Raw genomic sequence first — 24,985 nt, 5'->3', positions numbered from 1 at the left:
CCGATATTGGTAAATATTAGGGTAAGGTGCGCCCATAAACACCAAGCGTTGAAATGTGCGCGGTGCACACCCTACTTTTACTAAATTGATTTGAGATTTGAGATTGGAAATTTGAAATTGAGTTGATACTAAGCCATACTGGTAAATATTACAAACTTTTGAAACCAACTCACCAGCCTGCAATTTCACATCTAAAACCTCAAACCTAAAATCTAAAATTCGCATGACTCCCGAAGAAATTAGCAATACCCTTAAAGACTTATTTGGTGACAGTGTTGAGATGCCGGCTGCTACTTCTTGGCAAGTAGAAACCCCCAATTTTCGCCTGTTAGTCCTCCTGTCAGAAGATGGGACTTGGCTGCGGATTTTGCTGCCGATCGCCGATGCCCAGGAAGCTCAACCATTTTTTGATAAACTCCTAGAAGCTAACTTTGACACTACCCTGGAAACTCGCTACGCCTTACATCAAAACGTTTTGTGGGGAGTATTTCAGCACAGTTGTGCCACACTCGCGGCCGCAGATTTCTCGGCCGCCGTCGCCAGAGTGCTGGCTTTGCAAGAGCGAGGTTTGTCTGACTTTTTCGGCGGTTTGATAGAAAGCCGCATCCGTGAAATCATCAAAGCTGCGAAGATGCAGGGACAATCTGTGGAAACTACCCTTCAGACTTTAGACCGTTTCTACGCAGAGGGATTGATGGGTGAAATGGAACTAGGGCGAGAGTCTAGCGAAAAAACTCTCGCCGCTTGGCGGTATCAGCTAGAACGCCTCTGGCCGGAGGTGGAACCCTAAGAAGATTTGAGATTTGAGATTTGAGATTTGAGATTTGAGATGGCAGATTGCAAAAAACTGACTACCATCGAGGTTGGAAGTTGCCTAAAGTTGCATTTCTTTGTAGTGGTATAGGAACCGCGGCCGACGGTTAGGATGTTCTTAATTCCACAAACCCTTGCGGAACATGGCTTCTTCCTTCTCTCATAGATAACTAAAGCCTTCCATCCGTTACATTCGGTTACACCCGAAGAAAGCGAATCCGTGGCCGAACTTCCTTCTGCTGTACAATGTGCCGATTTTGGCCTGGGCCCTAGTCTTGACAGTTGGAGCCTGCTGCTCCTTGGACGAGGGCTAATCCTGGCCCTCGAACCCTCGAAGGATGCCTGTATATTCCCTGATAACCAGCAAGCGGTTCTCCAATTCCCTTCTATCAGTGGAAAAATGGTATAACTTATCACAATAATTCGTTATAAATATTAAAAATTTTCGGAAAACACGCGAGCGCAGGTATATCATGGTAAAAAGTTTAAAGCGCGTGCTCCGTAATTTCCACAAAAGCTTCGATCGTTTAATATTGACTTAGAAACAAAATCTTTAGCAGACAATGCTACTGTGATCGGGTTTTCCCATCGGGTGCTGTTGTAATTTCACAAATTAGCAACTACCCCTACCAATTACCCGTTACGAATTAATAGCAACTTAAGTTGTTCATGAATACAATTTTTAACAGGGGTTTCATCTATGTTTGCTGTGCGTGAGACTAGCTCGGAGTTATCAGTGTTGCATATACCTGAATTTTGTTCTTGGAACATCTCTTTAGAATCAACTCTCCTAGACCTGCCACTCTTCAACTGTCAAATTGAATTAACTCAACAGGCAAAAGAAGTAGCCCAGGCTTTTGAAGAAAATTCCATGCTTCCCGGCGTCATTTTGACAAATGGGGGTAGTTTTGTCGGCATAATATCCAGGCGTCTATTTTTTGAAAAAGTTAACCGTCGCTACGGATTAGAAATGTTTTTTAAGCGACCAATAGAGGTATTATATAGGTTTTCCAAGCCAGAGCCGTTGATACTTCCAGGCAGTAAGTTAATAGTAGAAGCCGCCCAGGAATCGCTGTACAGAGCCGCCGAATTAATTTACGAACCTGTAGTAGTGGAAGTAGCACCTCAGAGCTACAAACTATTAGACGTACACCAATTAATGGTCGCTCAATCAAGAATTCACGAATTAACAAATAAGTTGCTCCACAAACAAACCCAAGCCAAACTCATCCAAACAGAAAAAATGGCGAGTTTGGGGAGGATTGTAGCAGAAGTAGCTCACGAAATCAGAAATCCGCTGAACTGTATTTGGGGAAATTTAACTTTTCTGTTGTCATATTTTGAACACTTGCTTCAGCTAATGTCGGTTTATGAAGAAGAATATTCCGAACCATGTCCCCGAATAGACGCTCTCAAAGAAGAAATTGAATTTGATTTTTTACAAGAAGATTTGCCTATCACCTTAGAAGGGATGGAGTTGGGAGCCTCGCAATTGCTAAAAATAGTTAACGGCCTGCACCACTTCTCTCACATGGACGAGACAAAGCCAGTGGAGACAGACATTCACGAATGCGTGGAGATGACGCTGTTAATTCTGAAAAACCGCTTTAAAAATAGCATAGAAGTGGTAAAAAATTACGGCGAACTGCCGCTAGTTAGCGGCTACTCCGGTCAGTTGAGTCAGGTGTTTTTGAATTTGTTAGTTAATGCTATAGACGCCCTGACAGAGTACGCAGCCGAGCGAGAAATACAGACCCAGTGCCTGGACAACTGGCAGGCCCAAATCGAAATTACCACTAAAGTCATAGAAACCGAACACGGCAAGCGGGTGGCCATTTGCATTGCCGATAACGGGCCCGGCATTCCCCCAGAAAATCATCAGCAGATATTTGACACCTTTTTTACCACTAAACCAGCAGGCAAAGGCAGCGGTATGGGGCTGGCTATCTGCCATCAAATCGTCACAGAAAAGCACGGCGGCCAAATGAAATTGCGATCGCAACCAGGTAAGAACACTGAATTTGAAATTCTCCTGCCTATAGTTGGCACAACATGATTAACTCAAGAATATTCTCGGTTGTTCGCTCCTGCGGTGAAGTGATAGGCTAGCTTAGTAGTAGGTTCGCAATTCACTTTCCCAGCGTTTCGGCAACTAAAAGTTCAAGTGGCAAATAAATTCAGTTCCAAACTCCTTGGCCCTTCACTCTCCGAAGGCAGCCATCAAGACCTTTCCCTAGAGTCTACCCTCTGGGATTTGCCCCTGTATGACTTTCAGGTTAAATCGAGCTGCTTGGCTGTGGCAGTTGCCGAAATGTTTGAACAGCATCCCCTAGTGCCGGGAGTCGTATTGATGGAAGCAGGAGAGTTTGCTGGCATGATATCCCGCAGGCAACTGCTGGAATATTTGCTCAAACCCCAAGGCCCCGAGCTATTTTTGCACTTGCCGCTGAAAGTTCTCTACAGTTACGCTCGGGTCGAAATATTATTAGTCGCAGAGAGTACAACCATTTTGGCAGCAGCTCCACAAGCTCTGCGTCGATCGCCCGAATTGCAGTCAGAACCAATCGTCGTCCAAATAGACTCCCAATCTTACCGACTCTTAGACCCTAACGCACTAAACATCGCCTACTGGCAAATTCGTGGCATAGAAACTCAAGTCCGCTACGAAAGAGCCCAAACTCAAATGATTCAAAGCGAAAAAATGGCTAGTTTAGGGCGTTTAGTCAACGGAGTAGCCCACGAAATTTTAGATCCGGTAGGCTTTATCTGGGGGAATTTAACCTACGTAAGCGACTACAGCAAAAACTTGATGGAATTGCTCTCAGTTTACGACGCATACTGTACTGAGCCCCCGCCGGAAATAGCACGGCTCAAGGAAGAGATAGACTACGACTTTTTGCAAAACGATTTCCTCCGAACTGTTGCCAGCATCAAATCTGGAGCCGAACGTTTGAGCAAGCTGGCAAGCAGTTTGCAAAACTTTTGCCACATAGACGATGTTTATCCCAAACCGACCGACTTGCACGCCAACATAGACAGCATACTTTTGCTGCTCAAAAGTCGTTTGACCAGGGAAATCCAAGTAGTGAAAAACTACGGCTACCTGCCACCAGTGCCATGCTATGCAGGACAGCTAAACCAAGTATTTATGAATATATTGACCAATGCTATTCATACATTAATTAATGAAGCAGTCGGTCAAGAATTGGCGAAAGAGTTCAAAGGTGGAGGACTCAGAGACGCCGAGCGCCAGCCTAAAATTGAAATCACAACTCAAGTCTGCTGTCCGGAACCTGCGCCGGATTTAGACAAACTTCATGTTCGCTGGGTTTCGATTTGCATAGCAGATAACGGGCCAGGAATGTCACCTAGCAAGTACAAAAAAATCATAGAATCATTTTCTACGGAAAAACGCGCCCTCAAAGAAACCAGTTTAGCTGTTAGCTATCAAATAGTGACGGGCAAACACGGCGGTGCATTCAGAATGCGATCGGAATTAGGCAGCGGCACTGAATTTGAAATTTTGTTACCCTTAGCTTAAAGAAGGAAGAAGGAAGTTCGGCAACGGATTCTGTAACGGATGTAACGGATTTCAGGAAGAAGGAAAAAGGAAGAGAGAAGAAGTTACAGTGTATTCCTGATTTATGAAGTATAGGACACGGCAATGCGGTTTCCCTACCCGTTATCTGTAGTACACTCAACGGAAAACTGCTGTAATAGTCAACAGTCAACAGTCAACAGTCAACAGTCAACAGCCAACAGTCAGCAGTCAATTATTATCTAATTGACTGCCACACATTTTACAAAATCTAGCATTAGCATCGTGTACAGACCAACCGCAACCTTGACAAACAGCTTCTCCGTGATTAGCACTTTTAACTAATTGTTTAATCAAATCCCCCAATTGCCAAGGAATCAGAGCAATTCCTGTCAAAATCATCAAAATAGTCAGAAAACGGCCGGATTCCGAAATCGGAGTAACATCCCCAAATCCCACCGTCGTCATCGTGACAACCGAGAAATAAACAGCATCCAAAAAAGTCCCAAAACTTTCGGGATTGGTCGGATGTTCGACTTGATAAATCAAACCCGAATAAACAAAAATTATTGCCAGTAAAGTAAACACAATTCGAGAGAAAATAACCCCATCTTCGCTGCTGATGCGGAAAATAGAAATTTTTAATTCCAGAAAACGGATGAGTCGGAGAATTCTAAACCAGCGGAAAATGCGGATAAAACTGACGTTGACAAATCCCAATAAAAATGGTAAGATTGCCAGCAAATCAATGATAGAAAAAAAACTAAAAATAAATTTAACTCGATTTTCGGCACACCACAACCGCAATAAATACTCAACTGCAAAAACGATTAAAAGCGCTGTATCGACAGTTTGCAAATTAATTCTAACAGTTTCCGAAATGGGGTAAGTTTCGGCGATGAAGCTGGCGGAAGATAAAAGAATGAGTCCGGTAAGAGTTAAATTGACGGTTCTGCCAATTGGGGTTTCGATGTCTTCGAGATAAAATCCAATTTGCGATCGGGTTAACATAGATGAGATAATTAATACCATTTATGAGGTAAGGGAATTATCGCATATGAGTATCGAATTAACTAAGGGTGAAAGGTTCAATCTTTCTAAAGAAACTCCTCATTTCAGTAAAATTGCGATCGCCCTGGGGTGGCAAGTCAGCCAAACAGCACAAAACTGCGACATTGACGCATCTGTTTTTATGTTAGCGGCGGACGGTCGCATTCCTGATGAAAAGTATTTTGTATTTTACAACAATCTGACCTCCCCAGACGGTGCCGTGCGGCATTCAGGAGACAGCGCGACTGGGCAAATAGACGGAGATGATGAGACGGTTTATGTGGATTTGAGTAAAATCAATTCTGCTATTCAGGAAATTGTGTTTGTTGTGACTATTCACGAGGGACAGGAAAAGAATCAAAGTTTTAGTCAAGTTACAAATGCTTTTATCAGGCTTTACAATTCAGAGACTCTGAGCGAATTGGTTCGGTACAATTTAAATCCGATATTTTACCAAGAGACGGCTTTAGAATTTGGACGGTTGTATAAGAAGAATGGCGAATGGAGGTTTCAGGCGGTAGGACAGGGATATAATGCTGGGTTGCAAAGTTTTGTAGATAAGTATTATGTTGAGAATGCGGTTGAGAAAAGCTCGAATGCTGGTGAGAAGCTTGATGATGCTGAGGTTGTGAGGCGGTTTAGCGATCGGGTGGACAAGCTATTGCGGGAAGAGGCGATCGAGGAGACACCGATTCCAGTATCTAAAGAAGCGGTAGAACAGCGGGCTGCTACTCCTGTGAATGCGGATACTGTGCAATCTCATGAAGAGGAAAAAATAGATGATTCTGCACTAGAAAATCTGGAACCAGCTATTAGTGCTGAGGATTTTTTACAACGGTATAATCAGGGAGAACGAGATTTTGTGGGAGTTAATCTAGCCGGAGTAAATCTGAGCCGACAATCCCTGAGTGAGGTTAACTTGAATAGTGCTAATTTCAGGGGTGCAGAACTCTCTGAAGCAAACTTATCAGGCGTTAACTTGAGTGAAGCAAATTTATGTCATGTCAACTTTCACAAAGCTAAAATTAGCTCAGCCAACTTAGAAAAAGCACAATTACTCAATGCAAATTTAAGTGAAGTAACTCTGCATTCTGTAAACCTAAGTGAAGCTAATTTGAGTGGGGTAAATCTCAGTATTGCTCGTTTGTTATTGGGTATTAGCTTCAACAGGGCTAACCTCATAGAAGCAAACTTAACGGGGTTGAATTTGAGAAAATCACAATTGATGAATGCTGATTTGAGTAATGCAAACCTCAGTAATACTAATCTATTTGAGGCAAACCTTGAAGGGGCAAACCTTGAAGGAACAAAACTTGAACAAGCGCTGTGCAACGCACAGACTATCTTCCCCAGAGGATTTGACCCTGTTAAAGCAGGTGCTTACTTAATTGTTGCTGATGCTTCACTTTCCAACGTAAACCTAGCTGGTGTTGACTTGAGTGGTTTCAACCTGAGTGAAGCTAATTTGAGTGGTGCAAACTTAACCAAAGCAAAGTTGGAAGTCGCAAAACTGCTTCAGGCTAATCTGAGTGCAGCAAATTTGAGTGAAGCAAATCTGAATGGTGCTGACCTAACTACAGCAAACCTAAGTGAAGCTAACTTGAGTAAAGCAAACCTTCGAGAGGCGAAACTAGCTGTGGCAAACTTGAGTGGAGCCAACCTGAAACAGGCAAATTTAGAGTACGCTAACCTAGTTGCGGCCGACCTGAGCAACGCTAATTTGAAAGATACAAAAGTAGCCCGTGCCAACTTCAGCGATGCTAATCTGACTGGCGTAAATCTGATGGGAGTAGCGCTTGACTCAGTAGATTTGAGTAGGGCAAACTTGACTGAGATTAATCTCTGTGGCTCAAGTTTAGTGTACGCAAATTTGAATGGAGCAACACTTAGCTCAGCCGATTTGCGCGGGGCAAATTTGAATTTTACAAACTTAGAAAAAGCCAACCTAAAGGGGGCTAACTTAAGTGGGGTGGCAAATCTGGAAACGGCAAAACTTGCAGGCGCAATTATGCCAGATGGCACAATTCACGAATGAATTAATGTTTGTAGTAACGAATTGAGTCCTTAGAAATGGAAGGAGTAGGGCGTGTTTTCTTGACCCGGAGATCCCCCCTAGCCCCCCTTAAAAAGGGGGGAACCGGAAGCACTCAAAATCCCCCTTCTTAAGGGGGATTTAGGGGGATCGAGACTTTGATAGAAGTGACATTTATTATGGGTTTCAGTTTTAAATGGATACCAATAGTGGGTGTGCATCGCCCTAGAAATAGATTATGATTAGTATTAAAGATCAAATACATAGATTGTCGATGAATGAATCTGACACGGAAATTATAGAATCTACCCTCAGATGGATGACCGAGTTTGTCGAGTTACCGCATCCAGTTTTCAGCGATTTACCGATTTGTCCCTTCACTAAAAAAGCACGCTTGGCAAATCAAATTTTATTCAAAATCGAGCGGTTTTCAGCGGTGACTGAGTTCGATCGCGATTCTGCCATAATGAAAGCGATTTATGAATTTTACAATTCGGAATTTGAAATAATGGTAGTAATTAATCCTCAAAAAACAGCAATTACTGCGCCAGAAACTAAAGAATTGATAGACAAACTGAATAATCAGATTTCAGAGTTGGGCTTGCTGGCTTTTCACGCTCATCCCGAAGAAGATTTTAATATTGACGGGCTTCATACTAGGAGGATGCCGTATCCGGGCTTCACCGTTCAAGTAAATTCTAAGCTGAAGCCAGCTTCCGATGCTTTAGAGAAAACTGAATATTACAAAAATTGGACGGCCGAACAACTAAAATATTTCGGGATTCCGAGAAATTGACGATCGCCCGCCCTCCCCGCGTATCTCTGTGCCATTACAATAAATTCAGCAAAAAATCTTTACACATAAGAACTCATGCAGCTCAAGTCAACAACCCGCCATATTCGCATATACACCGCCATCCTCGAAGATAACGAACTCGTACCCAGCAATGACCTTTTGACCCTCGACATTGACCCAGATAACGAACTTAACTGGAATGACGAGTCCATCAAACAGGTATATGCCAAATTCGACCAACTCGTAGACGCTTACGAGGGCGAAGATTTGACCGAGTACAACCTCCGCCGTATCGGTTCGGAGTTGGAACACTTGGTACGATCGCTCTTACAAAAAGGCCAAATCAGCTACAATCTCAACAGCCGCGCTGTCAACTACAGCATGGGATTACCTCAAGTTGATGCCAAAATTAACCTGTAAGGGCGATCGGGCGATCGGCATTTATGTCAACTTAAGATTGAAACCCATAATAAATGTCGCTTGTAGCTGAGTTTGGGTCCCTCCTACTGCTCTTAATCAGGGGAGTACGGAGGGAAAAGAGGGTTCTGTTTCGTCTCTCGCTTTGAGGATTGAAGGGGATTTAGACTTGGATACCGACGAAAGGTGGAGATAGGGAGAATTGGGAAAATCTGCTTTTATTCTTCTTCCTGCTTCTTCCTGCTTCTTTCTGACTCCTGACTCCTGGCTTCTTCCTTCTTCCGACTGCCCTCGGACTTTTCCCGCGCATCCCCAGCATCAACCCGAGAATTTGGAACGCGATCGCGTTCCAAAAACTGTTTAACTGCCCGTTGGCGGTTGGTCATAAACTGACCCCAAGCGCCGGGAAAGATCCCATCCAAGGTTTCCACCAGCGCCCAAACCTCAAGATTCATCACTTTGTAATAAAAACTGTGAGAATGTTGAATGCTAGTGAGTATTTCGTCTATTTCCACTGCCGGCAGTAGCTTCGGATCGGGCAAATTTTTGGAAAAGGCGCTGGGATCATGTGAGGGCATGGTTAAATACTCAACAGCTTGCAGAGGCCGGTCAGTCGATTTTAGATTTGAGACTTGAGATTGATTCCACAGATGAATCTGGGGGCTTGAACTAATATCTAATTTTTTGTGCTCTCCACCACTCCGTCGGGGGCTGGCATCGGTTAGTCGATTTGAGATTTGAGATTTGAGATTTGAGATTGACTCCACAGATGAATCTGCAGGCTTGTATCCGTCTTTGGGTAGGGTTAAATTTAACTTCTCTTGCGAAACTAGGGCGCGAGGTACAGATGACCCTTCGCGAGAAAACCGAGAATTGATATTTATTTATACCTATCGGCTCAGGTGATTTCTACGTACCAGCATCCTACCATTATAGTTAGTCTAAAATCTCAATTCACTTGACGATCGCGATTTTTTCGGAAATTGCCACTATCAGGAATATGCTGAAAACAGCGTGCTTTCAAGCCGAGCAATTGGACCTCGCGCGATCGTCTAACCCTGAAAGCTCATAGCAAGATTCATCCGGTCGTCAACAAAATGGTAAACTGTTCGTGTCAGTACAAGGCGTTAAAACCTACCCCTATACTGGGGGAAAATCACGCCTAAAATATTGTCAGGAGTTGGACTAAATAGCCAAAAAGTTTACTAAAGTTAGTCATACTTAACTTGACTGGTTAACCTTTGTGGGTGGTAGAATTAGAGCGATGCCAAAAACCAAGGCTTAATTATCTGGGAGAGTAACCGAGCGTGCAAGTCAAAACTGACCAGCCTGTAAAAAGGTCGAACGGGAGTCCGCGTTTCGTTAAATTGGTTGAAAATATTGGATGACTCATGGCTAAAATCTTCAACTAAAATTAATTCGATTAGGGTGGGCTACACCCGAATTAACGCCTGTGGACAAGAAGGAGCCGACTCCCTTGGGTGAAGCAGGAAGCAGACCCTTCAGGAGCAATCCCGATTGAATGGTGAGACTTAAATAAGTTTAGCCAAGTTTTGTGTAGCAGATATCACTACGCACACAACAGTGGAAACGTGGTGATCCCGGGAACCTGAAAAATCAGGATATTAGGGCTGCGAAGTCTTAAGAATCCCCGTCTGTTGAGAAAGCGGGGGTGTCAAATAATCGCCACGTATCAACCCGTCGAGGTTCAATCGCTAAAATAGTTCAGATCAGCACGCTTGCCCAAAGGCGTCAGGAACCCTTATGCAAAACTCTGTGGCAAAACACTACTTATGGGCTTTAGGTGAAGGGATCAAAGGGTGTAAGCCAGGCGATCTGATCGCTGGTCGCTACTTGGTCAAGCGCGATCGACTTCTTGTCGATACCCAACCCGAACACTTGCCGGAACTGCCCGAAGAGATTCCGAGTGTTGTCACTCCTTATCTGAGACTGTTTACCTATCAGTTGCACGTACCTCAAGTATACGGCTTCGTATCGTCCAAGATGAGCAAGCTATCGGGAGATATCTGGTTACTGGAAAACGGGCCTATTTTGAAGGTGACGGAATCTTTAATGCCGGAATTGGCGGATTCGTGGAAAGGAGCCGCAGCGATGCGCCAGCTCAATTGGCTGTGGCAAATTGCCCAGTTGTGGCAGCCGTGTATCGCTCAGGGCGTGGCTTCCACACTGCTAACTCCGGAACTGCTACGTGTGGAAGGGCAATTGGTGCGGTTTCTGGAATTGCAGCCCGATCGCAAACCGCCTCATTTGTCGCAGTTGGGCAAATTGTGGCAGCAGTGGCTCGAAGATGCTCACCCAAATATTGCTAATTTTTTGAGGCAACTTTGTCAGCAAATGGTTGCCGGTCAAGTGCGCCACGGCGAACAACTGATGGGCCAGTTGGATAAAGCTTTGGCAAAGTGCGGCCGATATTACGATCGTCACGTTGAAATTGCCACGGGCACGGATGTAGGCAGATCCCGGGCTCACAACGAAGATGCTTGCTATCCGCCCAGCGGTACGGTGTTCGCAGGAAACCCGGGATCGGAAGCTTGCGCGATCGTCTGCGACGGTATCGGCGGACAAGACGGCGGCGAAGTCGCTTCGGAAGAAGCGATTGGTGTGCTGCGCGACAAGTTGCAGCAAATGCCCCTGCATCAGGCTAATTGGGACCCGTTGAGCCTGACTTCCAAGCTGGAACGGGCGGCTTGTGCTGCTAACGACAAGATAGCCAGTCGCAACGACAGCGAACACCGCCAAGGCCGCCAGCGCATGGGAACTACGCTAGTTATGGCTTTAGCCCACATTCACGAGCTCTATGTCGCCCACGTCGGAGACAGTCGGGCTTACTGGATTACCCGCACCGGCTGCTATCAAGTTACTCTCGATGATAATGTGGCTTGCCGTGAGGTGCGTTTGGGCTACTCTCTCTACCGGGATGCTTTGGAACAAGTGGCCGCGGGAGCTCTGATTCAAGCTTTGGGCATTACGTCCTCCAACACTCTCCACCCGACTGTGCAGCGTTTTCCGGTGGATGAAGACTGCGTTTTACTGCTGTGTTCCGACGGTTTGAGTGATAAAGACCGGGTTGAGGAATGTTGGGAAGCGGAGATTTTGCCAATTCTCGACGGTAGCATTAATTTGAGTCAGGCGCGCGATCGACTAATTGAGATTGCTAATACTAGAAACGGTCACGATAACGTCACTGTTGCTTTAATTCACTGTCAAGCACATTTGAGAGAAGACGGCAATACTTATCCAGAACTGTCTGTCGCACCCCTAGATACGCCGATCGAACTAATTTCCGACAGCGAGGATATGCCAACGGATTTGAATGGGCCCACAAGCCTTGGCGATGGGAATTCTGAAGGAAAAACGCAGTTGTTACAGCCGGAGAAAAGCAAAAGCCTATTTTCGCTGCTGCTGAAAATTTTATTTTTATTAGGGTTGGGGGGTGTATTTGCTTATTTTTTCATCCCTCCGGTGGGTCGCGCGATCGATACTGCCGGGGAGTCGATTTTCGGGAAACGCGGTTTAATTAAAGCCGCAAGCACGCCGGAGAAAACTGTTGAATCTGTAGCTTCTCCGGTTCAATCTTTAGAAACAGGCTCCTTTATAGAGATTAAAAGTTCTGCGGCTCGGGAAATGGGAAAAGAGGGCGATCGCTTGGATTTGCGAGTCGCGATCGGTGAGTTGACTGTAAAAGGATCAGTCCCCGCCGGCAGCGTTTTGCAGGTGACAAACAAACAGCTTACGCCTCAAGGCAATTGGCTGGAATTGAAAGTTTGTTCGATTCCTGAAAAAGTGCGATCGAACTCTCCCAAACCCAAGTCAAATAAAGATTTTTCTACAGTTTCAAAACCTGCACTCAATCCATCTCCCGCTGTGGCAACACCCTCGCCTTCCCCGGCGGCACTTAAGCCAACAGTTGAAGTAGAAAGCACCAAGAAGCTGCAAGCGGGGGAAATTGGATGGATTCAAGAACAAGCTGCTGTTTCTAAAGTAGTCTCTAACCTACCATTAAACCAAACTCAAAAGGGGAAATGCGTTGAGGCTGACTCAAATCCCAATGCTAATTAAACTGTTAATGCTTAATTATGTTGAGCGAAATTTATAGAGTTTAGTAAAAAGGAAAAGGCAGATTCCTAAACAAAACTAATATTAACGGGTACAATTGCAGGTCAAGGAGCTGAAAAATTTTTAGATTTTAGATGAGGAAGTTAACAATTACCAATCTAAAATCTAAAATTGTTTTAAAATTTCTAACCTAATTTGTTAGATACTTCTGCCAGTTTAGTCACCATTTGGGATACGGCTTTGTCAACGGCCGCGCTCAAAAGTGAGTCTTCATTGCTATTGCTGGAATTGCCGCCAATACCTCTGACAGAAATATTAGAATCGCTTTGATCTGCCTCTCCTACTGCTTTGGCGGTGGCAAGAATATCTCCTGAAGCTGTACCGATTAACCGCACGTCTATTTGAACGGTAGCTTTGGTTTTTTGCGAACCTGCGCCGATTCCCATGAAACTGCCGCCGCCGGATTGTTTGTCGATATTAAACTTGGTAATGGTGCCGATGAGCACGGCGTCAACTCCTAATTGTTTGCCAATTTCGGCTGCTGTGCCGGCATCCATCGCGCCGCTGCGATTTTGCTGTTTGAGCACTTGTTCGAGTTTGCTACGATCGACTACTGTATAAGTGCCATTGTTGACGAGTTCGTTGATTAGCAGTTCGCTGATGCCTTTGGCGGCGCCGACTCCTCTGTAGGAAGTGTAATAGCTGTTGGTGGTGCCGTAGTCGAAGTCCATGACGACGAGGCGCTTTTTGGCAGTTGCTTGGGCGAGTTGGGTTGCGGGTTCGGTGGTGGCTGGTGTGGCGATCGCATTTACTGAAACGTCGGCTAGCATTAGGGTAGCGAGGGAAATGCTGGTTAAGCGAGATAGGGTGGTTGTTTTCATAAAGCTTACCTCACAGTTGTTTTGTGCCGACTCTAGGATACTTTACGGAACAGCCCGATGTCAGGGTTGGGGGCGAGGGAGTTGGAATTGGCGGGTTTTAGTGTTTTTTGACTTTCAACAGGCTTAATTTTTGTTAATTAACCGCAGAGGACGCAGAAAACTCAGAGAAACAGAGGAAGAGTCTAATCAAGCTTTCAATCCTTTATAGGGATTTAGGGGTCTTCCTGCCAAAAAATCTAATATCTCTGTACTCTAAGGTGGGCAAGAACCGCACAGCCATCCAAAATTCCTCTTACGCCCCAGATTCGATAAAACCCATCAACCAATTAGCCATCGTCGCCCTGCGAGTCTGTCTCGGCCCGAATTCCCCAATTTTATAGCCCTTAAACCCCAATTTTTCCTTCAGCAATTGCTTATTTTCTGGAGGAGTCGATCGAGTCAATTTCACCGTCGCCGGCCTAGAATCGATAAAATCCGGCGGTTCCGGGTAATCTTGACGCCACTCGGGTGCAACACCTGCACTGTTCCACTTGCCAGTCTCGGCATCCCAGCGGTAGCCCAGATACTGCCAAACTAATCGGTTGACAGCAGCATCGTCTATCTCTTCGTTGAGGATAGCCCAAATAGTTTCGTTATTCAGCGGTGGTAATTCAGACATATAAAGGAACGGAGGGGGCGTTGGGCATTGGGCGTTGGGCATTGGGAAAGAAGGAATAGGAAACCAATTGTTTCAGCAATTAAAAATGCTTTAACTACCGAGAAGGTTGCTATATCATGGTCAGAAACGGGCAAGATGCCCGTTTCACAAAAAATCATAGGAATTTGTTTGTGGGGTGGACACGCGAGCCCGCCCCAAATGCCACCCCAAAAAAATTAATTATTCAAAATTCCGTCTTTCTCGGCCATCGACAGCATTAAGTCTATCACGCGGCTAGAATAACCCCACTCGTTGTCGTACCAGGAAACAACTTTGAAAAACTTAGAATTCAGTTCAATTCCCGCACCTGCATCGAAAATGCTCGATCGCGCGTCGCCCTGAAAATCTGTCGAAACTACCGCATCCTCAGTATATCCAAGAATGTCTTTGAGTTCACCCTCAGAGGCTTTTTTCATTGCCTCGCAAATTTCTTTATAGCTAGTTTCCTTCGCCGTTTTGAAAGTAAGGTCAACTACAGACACGTCGGGAGTTGGCACGCGCAAAGCCATCCCAGTCAATTTTCCTTTCAATTCCGGCAACACCAAAGTAACAGCTTTCGCTGCACCGGTGGAAGATGGAATAATATTTTGAGCCGCACCGCGTCCTCCCCGCCAATCTTTTTGGCTGGGGCCGTCTACAGTTGGTTGAGTAGCTGTCATTGCGTGAACTGTCGTCATTAAACCTTCTTCCAAACCGAAGTTATCGTTGATAACTTTGGCAATTGGTGCTAAACAATTCGTCGTACAGCTAGCATTAGAAACAACAGTATCTGTGGCCGGGTCAAATTTGTGGTGGTTGACCCCTACTAGATAGGTTGGTACTTTTTCCGGATCTTTTGTCGGTGCTGAAAGTATTACTCGTTTTGCTCCCGCCGTCAAGTGTTTTGATGCGCCTTCAAAATCTGTAAACAATCCGGTAGATTCTACAACATAATCTGCGCCGGATTTACCCCAAGGCAATTCTGCCGGATTTCTAATCGCTGTGCAGGGAATAAAATGTCCATCAATGACAATCCCGTCTGGTTTGCTTTCAACTTCGCCGTCGTAAATGCCGTGGGTGGAGTCGTATTTGAAAAGATAAGCCAGGTTGTCTGGCGAAACTAAGTCGTTAATGCCGACAAATTCGATGTTGGGGTTTTTGATGCCGGCACGCATGACTAGCCGTCCGATGCGACCAAATCCGTTGATGCCGACTTTTAATGCAGCCATGTTTAAACTCCTATTGAAAATATCGTTAGTCGATCGGGCGATGATCGCCTGTGGTGGCTTAGAATTTAGCACGCTAACGGATTTTTGCAACTGATTCTTTTCTATCTCTTAATAATTCTGAATTCTGCCGCGAGGAAGCGCAATTAATCCTGAAATGACCGCTGGCTAATGGCTGATGCCTGATGATTATAAACTGGTAAAAGTGCTATAATAGACAGAAATTATTTTCAAAATCGCCTTTTTTAAATCACGCTAAAGTAATTAGAAAAAACTTAGGCTAAAGCAAAAACGGAGTGGCATTCTCACCAGTGGCTGTCCGGGCCCGAAGCCGAGGATTAAAGTCGCAGATACGCGCAAAGACACGGCATTGCCGTGTCCTTACACCCATGGCGTACAATCTATATGCAGCTCTACTTTTTGGAATTGGTATAATCACCAATCACTAAGGACTAATGACTACCCGACGCACCTAGTAATTAGCAATTCCACGGCATCTGAAATAAAACACGACCCACCAAATTTATTTAGCACTGGTCTAATGTTTTCTGCAACTGCTGAAACTTGAGCTGGTGAACAAAAAGCAAGCACATAAATGTTATCCAGTGCCGTCATTGATGAACCACGAGAAACGTGATCCCTGGTGCTTTTTCCAGCGACATCACGAATCACCGAATAACCGGGTACGCCAGCTTTGTCTAAACCGTCTAAAATCTTGCCGAGTTCGACTGAGTGGGCTATGATTTCTACTCTTTTGACTGACTCCATCATCTCACCTCCAAAACATATTTATTCCGTATAGATACAGGGGAATGCCTACAATGATATTAAATGGAAATGTCACTGCTAAGGCAGTTGAAATGTAAAGACTTGGATTCGCTTCGGGAACAGTTAGGCGCATGGCTGCTGGTACTGCTATATAAGAAGCACTCGCGCACAAGACGGCAAACAGCAAAGTGTCTCCCTCCGGCATTCCGATTAATTTGGCTATTACCAAAGCAATTACTGCGTTGACTATGGGAATTAGGATTGCAAAGCCTATCAGAAAAATTCCTGCTTCTTGCAAATCTTTAATTCTGCTAGCAGCAACCAGCCCCATGTCTAGCAAGAAAAAAGTTAGAACTCCGTAAAACAAGTCTTGAGTAAACGGACTCATAACTTCCCAACCATGTTCTCCTGTCAGTATTCCCATAATTAGGCTGCCAATCAGCAGGAAAACTGAACTGTTTAGGAATGCTTCTTGTAGCACTTCTGGCCAAACTATTTCGCGTTTTCCTTCTTCCCCGCCAAATACACTCACTAGAATGAGACCGACTATAATTGCTGGCGATTCCATTAATGCTAGCGCGGCTACCATGTAACCGTCAAAGTCGATCCCCTGTGCTGTGAGGAAGGAGGTTGCGGTGATAAATGTGACGGCGCTGATGGAACCATAGGTAGCTGCGATCGCGGCGGCATTGTAGGAGTCGAGTTTGATTCTCAGTATGAAAAAAGTATAAATTGGTACTAGCATTGACATCAGCATCGCTGCCAAAATTGTCAGGGCGACTTGCTGGTCAATTCCGCTTCTGGAGAGTTCCACGCCCCCTTTAAATCCGATCGCAAACAGCAGGTACAGCGAAAACAGTTTGGGGATGGGCGCTGGAATTTCTAAATCAGATTTGAGAAAAATTGCCAGCATTCCCATGAAAAAAGCTAATATTGGGGGATTTAAGATATTTGACGATACTAAACTCAAATCCACGATCGGTCACTCCCATTTCTTGCGTTTTTAATATTACTTCCCCAGTAATTGTTGCACGAGAATGGATCAATAGACCGATCGAACTTTTGACTCCGAAGCTCGATCGAGCTAAATACCCCCAAATACCGCAAAGGCGCACAGTACGCACCCTACAACGAAGGTGTGCACAGGGCACCTGCAGGCTAAGTATTTTGGTTTAACTAAGCAACTGCCAAATAAGACTCTAGGGCTTCGGAACCACCGATCAACTTGCCGTCGATAAATACTTGCGGCACAGTTGTAGCCCCAGTCATAGCCCGGAGCGATCGGGTTGTGATATCCCGGCCCAAGACGATTTCTTCATAATCCAAGCCCTTTTGACTCAGCATTCCCTTAGCCTTAGCGCAGAAGGGACAGCCCATTTTTGTAAACAGCGAAACTAACTTCGGCTTGGTTGCTGCGGAGTTGATGTAGTTGAGCATCGTCTCGGCATCGGACACTTTGAAAGGGTCTCCGGGTTCATCCGGCTCAATAAACATTTTTTCAACCAAGCCATCTTTTACCAGCATCGAATAACGCCAAGACCGCTTGCCAAAGCCTAAATCTGTTTTGTCTACCAGCATTCCCATGCCTTGAGTAAATTCGCCGTTACCGTCGGGAATTAACGTCACATTGTCTGATTCTTGGTCTTTTGCCCACTCGTTCATCACAAAGGTGTCATTGACCGAAATGCAAACGATTTCATCTACGCCGTTTTCTTTGAAAACTTTGGCCAATTCATTGTAACCAGGGAGGTGCGTTGACGAACAAGTGGGAGTAAAAGCTCCCGGCAGCGAGAAGACTACTACGGTTTTACCTGCAAATATATCATCGGTGGTGACATCCACCCACTCGTTGTCTTTGCGAGTGCGAAAGGTGACTTTGGGTACTCTTTGACCTTCTTGGTTCGTCAGCATGATTTTAAATTTTTGGGTACTTGGGTTCAATTCCTTTGCTTATTATAGCGTACTCATAACGAGTATGAGTTGTCAAGGGGAGGCGAGTTTTTTTCTCGAACTTGGGCGCGCGCGCGAGCGAGATCAGTTCATTGTCTTTGCGACAGCTAGCAGATTTAAAACTTGCTGTTTAAGTAGGTCGGCAATTCTGTCTCCATTCCTTTGCTGCTGCTAACGGGTGAGGATTTTTTACACATTCTGTCAACATATCGATATCAATGCCCGGTAGCAATTCGCTTTGTGTGATTAATTCATAACCGCAGTTGGACACGAATTCAACCGGAATTTCTTCTCGCAAATGGTAGATAGAAAATCGGTCATTTCGCCAAAACCAAACCTCTCGCACATTCAACCTTCTATACAGTTCTAGTTTATTGATGCTGCCACTGGTAACAATCACTTCAATTACCAAATCTGGAAATTCTTTATCTGTGCCAATACAGTAAGCTTCATCTGGTTCCGTACCGCCACTTTTTTCCTCTTGTCGCAGAGTTGTAGACCCAAAAGGAAAATATTCGATTTCAGCTTCTACAAAGTAAATTTCTAGCAGATTTCCAATGCCAGTTTTGCGACTTTCATGGCGGCGAGAAGGCGACATAATTTCCAAAACTCCATCTAAATAAGTAACTCGATATCCCGCTGTATCTCCAATCCGATTCAGCAGTGTCTCGTATTGTTCCCAGTTGGCGCTATCGGTAATGTAGCGATCTTCAGGATCTTGGCGTTGGAGTGCTTGTTCCTTAAGTAGCGTATCTAGCTCGCTCGTCAGCATCGGTATTAGCTCCTTACAAGTTGTTCTAATCTTAGCTCAACTTTATTCCCAATCAAACTGCCTCCCCAAATATTCCTCTAATTCCTGATTGTAAGGTCGGAAATAATCGCTCAACCAATCGCGAATTGATTGATTGACAGGCTGGTAAAAACCAGGATTAGCATTTTGGTATTCAGACAATTGATATTCCGGCAAATCTAAGAATTCTAAAACTTGCGTGACAGTTGTCGCTGCACCTGCATAAAAATCTTCGCTTTTCAAAATTAACAACTGTTCTCGTGGAAAGAAAGCCCGCCAATTTTTTATAAATTCTATGTACCTACCGCGAGCTAAATAATTCCCCGGTTCCTCGCCAATGATGTATTCTGGATTTTGATTCAACCGTTCAATTTCATCGCTAATTACTCGATCGAGCGATCGCGCTTCCCAATTTAAGCCAGTCAAGCGGTAAAATTGAGAAATCGCCCGATCGACCGGATTTCGCAAAAGTACAATCAGTTTCGCCTGTGGAAACAGGCTGTAGAGACGTTCCGGTGCTTCCCGAGAGTCAAAATAGCTTGGACTTGCTTCGCCCGTCAAAAAGTGCTCTCCCGGAGGCATGGGCGGAAAATGAGCCAAATACCAATCAATCCCTCTGTCAAAGTGCCACGAGAAAAAATCCATCTCCTTTTTAATCGGAGTCAAAATTTGCGGGTGTTGGGCTAAATAAGTATAAAGAGAAGTTGTGCCGCACCGCTGAGAACCAATAATTATAAAGTTAGGAAATTGGACTGGTTTTAAGTTCCAATTTTGTAGAACAGGCATCTTGCCTGTATCTGCTTGTAGAACAGGCATCTTGCCTGTCCTATTACTTAGAATAGATGCAAAACTTTGTTTAAAACTGACAGTTCGATAAAAATTAATCGCCTCGGCAATTTTCCCTTGCCTCGTCAAAGCTTCTCCCAAATTCAGATAAGGCCAAAAAGCCTCCGGTTTAGCTGCAACAACTTCGCGGAACAAGTTCTCAACTTCATCCAGCTTGTTTTGCCTAACCAAAACTTCCCACAAATTGTAATAAAACCACCAAGGAATATCGGGATTTATTTCTATTGCTTGGAAAAATGCCGCCGCCGCTTCCTCCCAATATTTTTGGTGGCTCAAAACAGCACCTAAATTGTAATAAGACCAGCAATCATCCGGTTTTTGGGCGACAGTTGCGCGAGATGATGCTAATGCGCCATCGCACTTTTCTTGCTGCTGCAACAACTCCTCTAATTGCGCTGACAGCTCTGCACTAATCGGTATATTTGTCAATAGCAGTTGGTAAAAAATAATTGCGCTTTTTGGGCGATCGTACTTGGCTAAATTCTTTCCTAACTGCAAATAAAACTCCCAATTTTCCGGTGTAATTTGCAATTGAGATTGTTCTAACACTAACTTTAAATCCGACTCTGTTTGTCCGAGAGCGTATCCCAACTTCTCGTAAATTCCCGGCAAATCTGGGTCAATTTCAATAGCTTTTAAATACGTAGCGATAGCATCATCCCACTGTTTTAGTTTAGTTAAAGCGTCGCCTAAATTGCAAAAAGACCAAGTAAAATCTGAGTTAAGTGCAATCTCGAAGTGGTAAGCAGCAGCAGCCTCTTCCCATTGCCGAAGTTTCAGCAAAGCATCGCCCAAATTGTGATAAGACCATGAAAAATCTGGATTTAACTCAACAGCTTTTTTGTAAGCAGCGACAGCTTCCTCCCATTTTTCAAGTTTCAGCAAAACATCGCCCAAACTGTGATAAGACCAAGAAAAATTAGGATTTAACTCAATAGCTTTTTTGTACGCAGCAATAGCCTCATCAAACAGACCGCTTTCTTGTAGAAAATTCCCCAAATTGTAGTATTCATTATCCATGCAATACTCCTGCCAAATTCATTAAGTTCTCCAGCGACTTCAAATCCAACCGCATATTTTTATGTAAGGGTTTTGTCGGAGTGCCATCTTCAACCAAATCGCCAATTAAATAGTAATGTTCCAAACCGCACAAATTGCTAATCATCCAATAACAATGCGGCACGTAAAGAGGAGAAAAAATTTCAATTACCTTAGTTCCGGGACGGCAAAAAACTAGATTAGTCAACCCCCCGCCGTGAGGTGCGACAACTACTTTAGCAGCAGCCAAACACGCTGCTTGTTCCGCTACGGACATCGTTTCCAACTTGACACTGCGAAACCCAAATTTTTCTAAGTATTTAATTACCTCTTCATCGTTGACGATTCGTCGATAGGATGCTTGTTGGCGGCTGATATAAATTCGCTCTGAATAGTCTGTGTTTCGCGGCTGTTGTTCATTTAAAAATATGTGTTTGAGAAATTCACACTTCCATTTTGAAACCGCTCCCGATCCGTCATAAGATATTGACGGGACTATTAATTTATCCGCTGTAACGTGTAAATTGCAGCGACTTTCTAAAAGTTTGTCTTGAGGAACTCCTAAACTCTTTAAAGTTTCTGCTTGATAGGAAGAATCCCTGGCATTGACAACAAACTTATCTATAGTTTCTATCAATCCGCTTCGCTGCAAAAGGTCAAATCGCGTAATCACATCAAACATCCAATGAAAATAAGCTGCTCCACCCCAGCGAGCAGATAAAAAAGCTACATTTCCATCGACGTGTTCAGCGGGAGGCAATTTGTCGGAAGTGATTACCAATTCAGCACAACCCATTGAAATATCACGAACAAGTTTATTGTCTGAAGTAATTACGGCGGTAGTCACCACATCTGCCCAAGCTCGTCCGTTTGGCAATACGGCAACAAAAGCTTTTCTTGAATGACTTTGATCTTCCGAAAATCTACGGCTGCTGTCGATTGTTTTGGAATCAGATAAATGGATTTGACTCGCAGGATGGATGTCAATGCAGGTGAGGTGCGAATTGGATTCTGCTGCAACAATCAAATCTTCTGTAAACCCACAGTATTTTTTGAGAATACTTAAGGGTAAGATTTGATTGCTGTATTCTCCCCGATCGCTTTCATCGACTTCTCCTTGTTGTTCCAGAGCATAACCTATATTATCGTAAGCTTCAAACAAGTCGGGTTGAATTTGCAGTGCTTGAACTAAATTAGTGATTGCAGGTTCCCACTGCTGTTTGGCAATTAAGCTCAAACCCAATCCTTCGTAACACCAACAGGATTTTGGATCGAGATTGATGCCTTTTTCATAAATGGCGATCGCCCTTTCCACTTCTCCTTGCTTCCGCAGTGCATCACCCAACTTTTTGTATAGCCAACTATGCTCAGATTCTAGCTCAATAGCACGACCAAAAGCCACTGCTGCTTCTGGCCAATTTTCTTGTGATTCCAGAACTTCCCCCAAACTATTGTACAACCAACAATCATCGGGATTTAATTCAATAGCTTTGCGACAAGCCGCCGCTGCTTCTTCCCAGTTTTCCAATGCAATCAAAGCCTTACCTAATCTATCGTAAGACCAACAAAAATCAGGATTTAGTTCAACTAACTTGCGGTAAGCAACAGCAGCTTCCTCCCACTCAGAAAGCTCCATCAGCACATCACCTAAATTGTTGTAAGTCCAACAAAAATCGGGATTTAACTCAAAAGCTTTGCGGTAAGCAGCAGCGGCGTCGTCGTATTCCTCCATCGCCTGCAAAGTTTCCCCCAAAAAGTGGTAAGACCAACTAAAATTAGGGTTTAGTGCGATCGCCTGTTGGTAAGCTGCCCTAGCTTCATCAAATAGTTCTTTCTTGTGCAGAGTTTTACCTAACTTGTGGTAAGTTAAGTAGTTGCCCGACTTAATTTTAATAGCTGTTTGATAGCGTTGGATAGCCTCATCCGAATAACCGGAATTAGCCGCAATATTCCCCAATTTTTCCCAACCCAGAGACAACAGAGTTTGCTCTTCCCCCAAACTTTCATTGGCGATTTTTTTGACGATGAGCTGATAGCCTTTGTGTACTACTTCTAACTGACTTCCAAACATCTCCAAAAAAACATCTATGCCAATTTTAGTATCTTGCTCCGGGCTGTCGGGAAACGTAAACTCGTAATCGTCAAAAATCATCAATCCGCCAACTTTTACCAACCTCCAAGATAAAATCGCATCTTGCAGAGCACTGGTTGGTTTGTGGCAGCCGTCAATGTAAGCAACATCGTAATATTCCGAAGCCAAATTAATTAACAAATCTTGAGAGTAACCTTCTAATTCAATTACCCGATCGCCTGCTCCAGTTTTAACAATATTGCCCTTAAAATGTTCTTGAAAGTACAAATCTATACAAGTAATCTTTGCCGTCGGATGAGTTAAAATATTATCCAGCAGCCAGCAAGCAGACATTCCCTGAAAACTGCCGATTTCCACAACTTGAAAATCCGCAATTCCGGTAAATTCCTGTAAATGCCGTTTCCAAATAGGAATATTGTGGGTAAACCAATCTTGCGTAAATTGATAATCTTTCGCCGCACACTCATGCCAACCCCTCAATTCGCTCGCTTTTTGGTGGCAAATAATTGCTTCTTCTAATTCCCCTAATTGCGGTAAAATATTTCCTAAATCGTTGTAAGGCTTAGAATTGCTCGGATCGAGATCAATTTGGTGGCGGTAAGTGGCAATTTGTGCGTATAACTCCTGTTGTTTCGCCCGAACATCATTTAGTTGGGCGACAACTTCCGCAGCATTGGGTTCAATTTGCAGTGCCATGCTATAAAATACGATCGCACCTTCCAACTGCTTCTGTTTTGCTAAACTATTGCCTAAATTTATATAAAACTCCGCTCCATCTAACTCAATTCCCAGCAATTTGTGGTAAATTTTCCCGCTTGCAGCAAGTACCTCAATACCTTGACAATAAGTTTCGATTGTGCTGTCTAAACCAGATTCGCTGCGCTTCCGCAAAACATATCCCAACCTCTGATTAATTCCAGTCAAATTTGGCTCAATCTGAACCGCGTGCAGGTAAGCAGCCACAGCTTCATCCCAGGATTTTTCGCAGGTGAAGGCAATTCCCAAATTGACATAAAACCAAGGAATATTTGGATTGATTTCAATAGCTTTACGGTAGCAACTAATAGCTTCAGCCCACAGTTTTTTGTGAGCAAAAGCGTCCCCTAAGCAATTGTAGGCCCAGTAGGAATTATCATTAATTTCTAGAGTCTGACGGTAACATTTAATGGCTGCATCAAAGTCGCGTTTTTGTGCGAAAACATTACCTAAACCCACGTAAGCACGAGCGTAGTTGGGATTGATTTCGAGGCTTTTGTTGTAACAGGCGATCGCCCGATCGCATTCTCCTCGCTCCGCCCAAGTTTTACCCAAACTGTGGTAAGATTCAAAAGAATCTGGATTCAGGGCAATGGCTTGTCGGTAATTGGCGATCGCCTCATCCCACCGTTTCTCCCGAACCAGCATTTCCCCCAAATTGTGATAAGCTGTTGCCAGCTTGGGGTTTAACTTAATTGCCCGCGAATAACATTCAATAGCGCGATCGAACTTTTCCAATTCCACCAAACTATTTCCCAGAGTGACGTGCTCGTCAGCAGTTGCCCAATTTGGCTCGATATTAAAAGCTTGATACCAACAGTCTGCCGCCTCTTCTCGCTTCTCTAACTGCGTCCAAATTCTCGCCAACTGCCGATAAGCAGCAGCAAAATTAGGCGCTAGCGAAATCGCTTTTTCACAATTGGCGATCGCCTTTTCCCACTGTTTCCCCTGAGAATACAAAATGCCGAGATTAGCATAAACTTCCGGCAAATTTGGATTGCGATCGATCGCCGATTCATACCACTGCTTAGCTTGCTCGATTTCACCTCGAACCTGCATCACCTTTCCCAGCGTCTGGCAAGCTGCAGCCAAATTCGGTTCAATTTTCAACGCTGACTCGCAAGCAGCAACTGCCTCATTCAACTTTCCTTCGGCTAAATAAACTTCTGCTTGCCGACTCAAATCAACCGCTGCCTTTTCCATCTTCTCAATCGAGGGCATAATTAAACTTTCTCCAGA

18 protein-coding genes are annotated in these 24,985 nt (G+C 44.3%); 7 read left to right on the top strand and 11 right to left on the bottom strand.

The window, feature by feature from the left end:
- Window positions 1-223 precede the first annotated feature (223 nt).
- From QT994_RS03055 to QT994_RS03045, 3 genes are all read left to right on the top strand, one after another.
- Window positions 224-790, top strand: a complete 567-nt coding sequence (locus QT994_RS03055; RefSeq protein WP_333171690.1) for a hypothetical protein — start codon at window positions 224-226, stop codon at window positions 788-790.
- 723 nt (window positions 791-1,513) lie between these two features.
- Window positions 1,514-2,869: a sensor histidine kinase gene (locus QT994_RS03050; RefSeq protein WP_445243861.1), complete on the top strand. Its 1,356-nt coding sequence runs from the start codon at window positions 1,514-1,516 to the stop codon at window positions 2,867-2,869.
- A 108-nt stretch (window positions 2,870-2,977) separates the two neighbouring features.
- On the top strand, window positions 2,978-4,354 hold the full coding sequence (locus QT994_RS03045) for an ATP-binding protein (protein ID WP_333171686.1): 1,377 nt from the start codon (window positions 2,978-2,980) through the stop codon (window positions 4,352-4,354).
- Window positions 4,355-4,582: 228 nt separating this feature from the next.
- Here QT994_RS03045 and QT994_RS03040 read toward each other — a convergent pair whose 3' ends face one another.
- Window positions 4,583-5,362, bottom strand: a complete 780-nt coding sequence (locus tag QT994_RS03040) for an ion transporter (RefSeq protein ID WP_333171684.1) — start codon at window positions 5,360-5,362, stop codon at window positions 4,583-4,585.
- A 46-nt stretch (window positions 5,363-5,408) separates the two neighbouring features.
- Between QT994_RS03040 and QT994_RS03035 the strand changes: the two genes are divergently transcribed.
- The 3 genes from QT994_RS03035 to QT994_RS03025 all read left to right on the top strand — a co-directional run bounded on the left by QT994_RS03035 (window position 5,409) and on the right by QT994_RS03025 (window position 8,649).
- A complete protein-coding gene (locus QT994_RS03035) occupies window positions 5,409-7,436 on the top strand; it encodes a pentapeptide repeat-containing protein (protein WP_333171682.1) in 2,028 nt (675 codons plus the stop codon).
- A 271-nt stretch (window positions 7,437-7,707) separates the two neighbouring features.
- Window positions 7,708-8,229 carry a hypothetical protein gene (locus tag QT994_RS03030; protein ID WP_333171680.1) on the top strand — a complete coding sequence of 174 codons (522 nt, stop codon included), beginning with the start codon at window positions 7,708-7,710 and terminating at the stop codon, window positions 8,227-8,229.
- Between the two features lie 75 nt (window positions 8,230-8,304).
- Complete coding sequence (locus QT994_RS03025) at window positions 8,305-8,649, top strand: NAD(P)H-quinone oxidoreductase subunit M (RefSeq protein WP_333044622.1); 345 nt, start codon at window positions 8,305-8,307, stop codon at window positions 8,647-8,649.
- A gap of 215 nt (window positions 8,650-8,864) precedes the next feature.
- Here QT994_RS03025 and QT994_RS03020 read toward each other — a convergent pair whose 3' ends face one another.
- Window positions 8,865-9,224: a hypothetical protein gene (locus QT994_RS03020; protein ID WP_333171678.1), complete on the bottom strand. Its 360-nt coding sequence runs from the start codon at window positions 9,222-9,224 to the stop codon at window positions 8,865-8,867.
- A gap of 1,186 nt (window positions 9,225-10,410) precedes the next feature.
- Between QT994_RS03020 and QT994_RS03015 the strand changes: the two genes are divergently transcribed.
- Window positions 10,411-12,726 carry a protein phosphatase 2C domain-containing protein gene (locus QT994_RS03015; protein ID WP_333171676.1) on the top strand — a complete coding sequence of 772 codons (2,316 nt, stop codon included), beginning with the start codon at window positions 10,411-10,413 and terminating at the stop codon, window positions 12,724-12,726.
- Between the two features lie 182 nt (window positions 12,727-12,908).
- Here the strand turns inward: QT994_RS03015 and QT994_RS03010 are convergent, their stop codons facing one another.
- The 9 genes from QT994_RS03010 to QT994_RS02970 all read right to left on the bottom strand — a co-directional run bounded on the left by QT994_RS03010 (window position 12,909) and on the right by QT994_RS02970 (window position 24,967).
- On the bottom strand, window positions 12,909-13,604 hold the full coding sequence (locus tag QT994_RS03010; RefSeq protein ID WP_333044618.1) for a CsgG/HfaB family protein: 696 nt from the start codon (window positions 13,602-13,604) through the stop codon (window positions 12,909-12,911).
- Between the two features lie 292 nt (window positions 13,605-13,896).
- Window positions 13,897-14,262 carry a DUF1823 family protein gene (locus QT994_RS03005; protein WP_333171674.1) on the bottom strand — a complete coding sequence of 122 codons (366 nt, stop codon included), beginning with the start codon at window positions 14,260-14,262 and terminating at the stop codon, window positions 13,897-13,899.
- A 215-nt stretch (window positions 14,263-14,477) separates the two neighbouring features.
- On the bottom strand, window positions 14,478-15,509 hold the full coding sequence (gene gap / locus QT994_RS03000; RefSeq protein ID WP_333171930.1) for a type I glyceraldehyde-3-phosphate dehydrogenase: 1,032 nt from the start codon (window positions 15,507-15,509) through the stop codon (window positions 14,478-14,480).
- A gap of 456 nt (window positions 15,510-15,965) precedes the next feature.
- Entirely contained in the window at window positions 15,966-16,277 is a 312-nt protein-coding gene (locus QT994_RS02995) for a P-II family nitrogen regulator (RefSeq protein WP_242728729.1), read from the bottom strand.
- Window position 16,278: 1 nt separating this feature from the next.
- Window positions 16,279-17,250, bottom strand: a complete 972-nt coding sequence (locus QT994_RS02990) for a sodium-dependent bicarbonate transport family permease (RefSeq protein ID WP_333044614.1) — start codon at window positions 17,248-17,250, stop codon at window positions 16,279-16,281.
- A gap of 200 nt (window positions 17,251-17,450) precedes the next feature.
- On the bottom strand, window positions 17,451-18,185 hold the full coding sequence (locus QT994_RS02985) for a glutathione peroxidase (protein ID WP_333044613.1): 735 nt from the start codon (window positions 18,183-18,185) through the stop codon (window positions 17,451-17,453).
- A 169-nt stretch (window positions 18,186-18,354) separates the two neighbouring features.
- Window positions 18,355-18,996, bottom strand: coding sequence for a Uma2 family endonuclease (locus QT994_RS02980; RefSeq protein WP_333171672.1), 642 nt, complete (start codon window positions 18,994-18,996; stop codon window positions 18,355-18,357).
- A gap of 42 nt (window positions 18,997-19,038) precedes the next feature.
- On the bottom strand, window positions 19,039-20,880 hold the full coding sequence (locus tag QT994_RS02975) for a tetratricopeptide repeat protein (protein WP_333171670.1): 1,842 nt from the start codon (window positions 20,878-20,880) through the stop codon (window positions 19,039-19,041).
- Window positions 20,873-24,967: a tetratricopeptide repeat protein gene (locus tag QT994_RS02970; protein WP_333171669.1), complete on the bottom strand. Its 4,095-nt coding sequence runs from the start codon at window positions 24,965-24,967 to the stop codon at window positions 20,873-20,875. Before QT994_RS02970 ends, QT994_RS02975 begins: the two co-directional genes overlap by 8 nt.
- Between the last annotated feature and the right edge of the window lie 18 nt (window positions 24,968-24,985).

Source organism: Microcoleus sp. S13_B4 (genome assembly GCF_036700885.1).
In the GTDB taxonomy this organism is placed as follows: domain Bacteria; phylum Cyanobacteriota; class Cyanobacteriia; order Cyanobacteriales; family Microcoleaceae; genus Microcoleus.
This window is presented reverse-complemented; position numbering and strand designations above follow the sequence as displayed.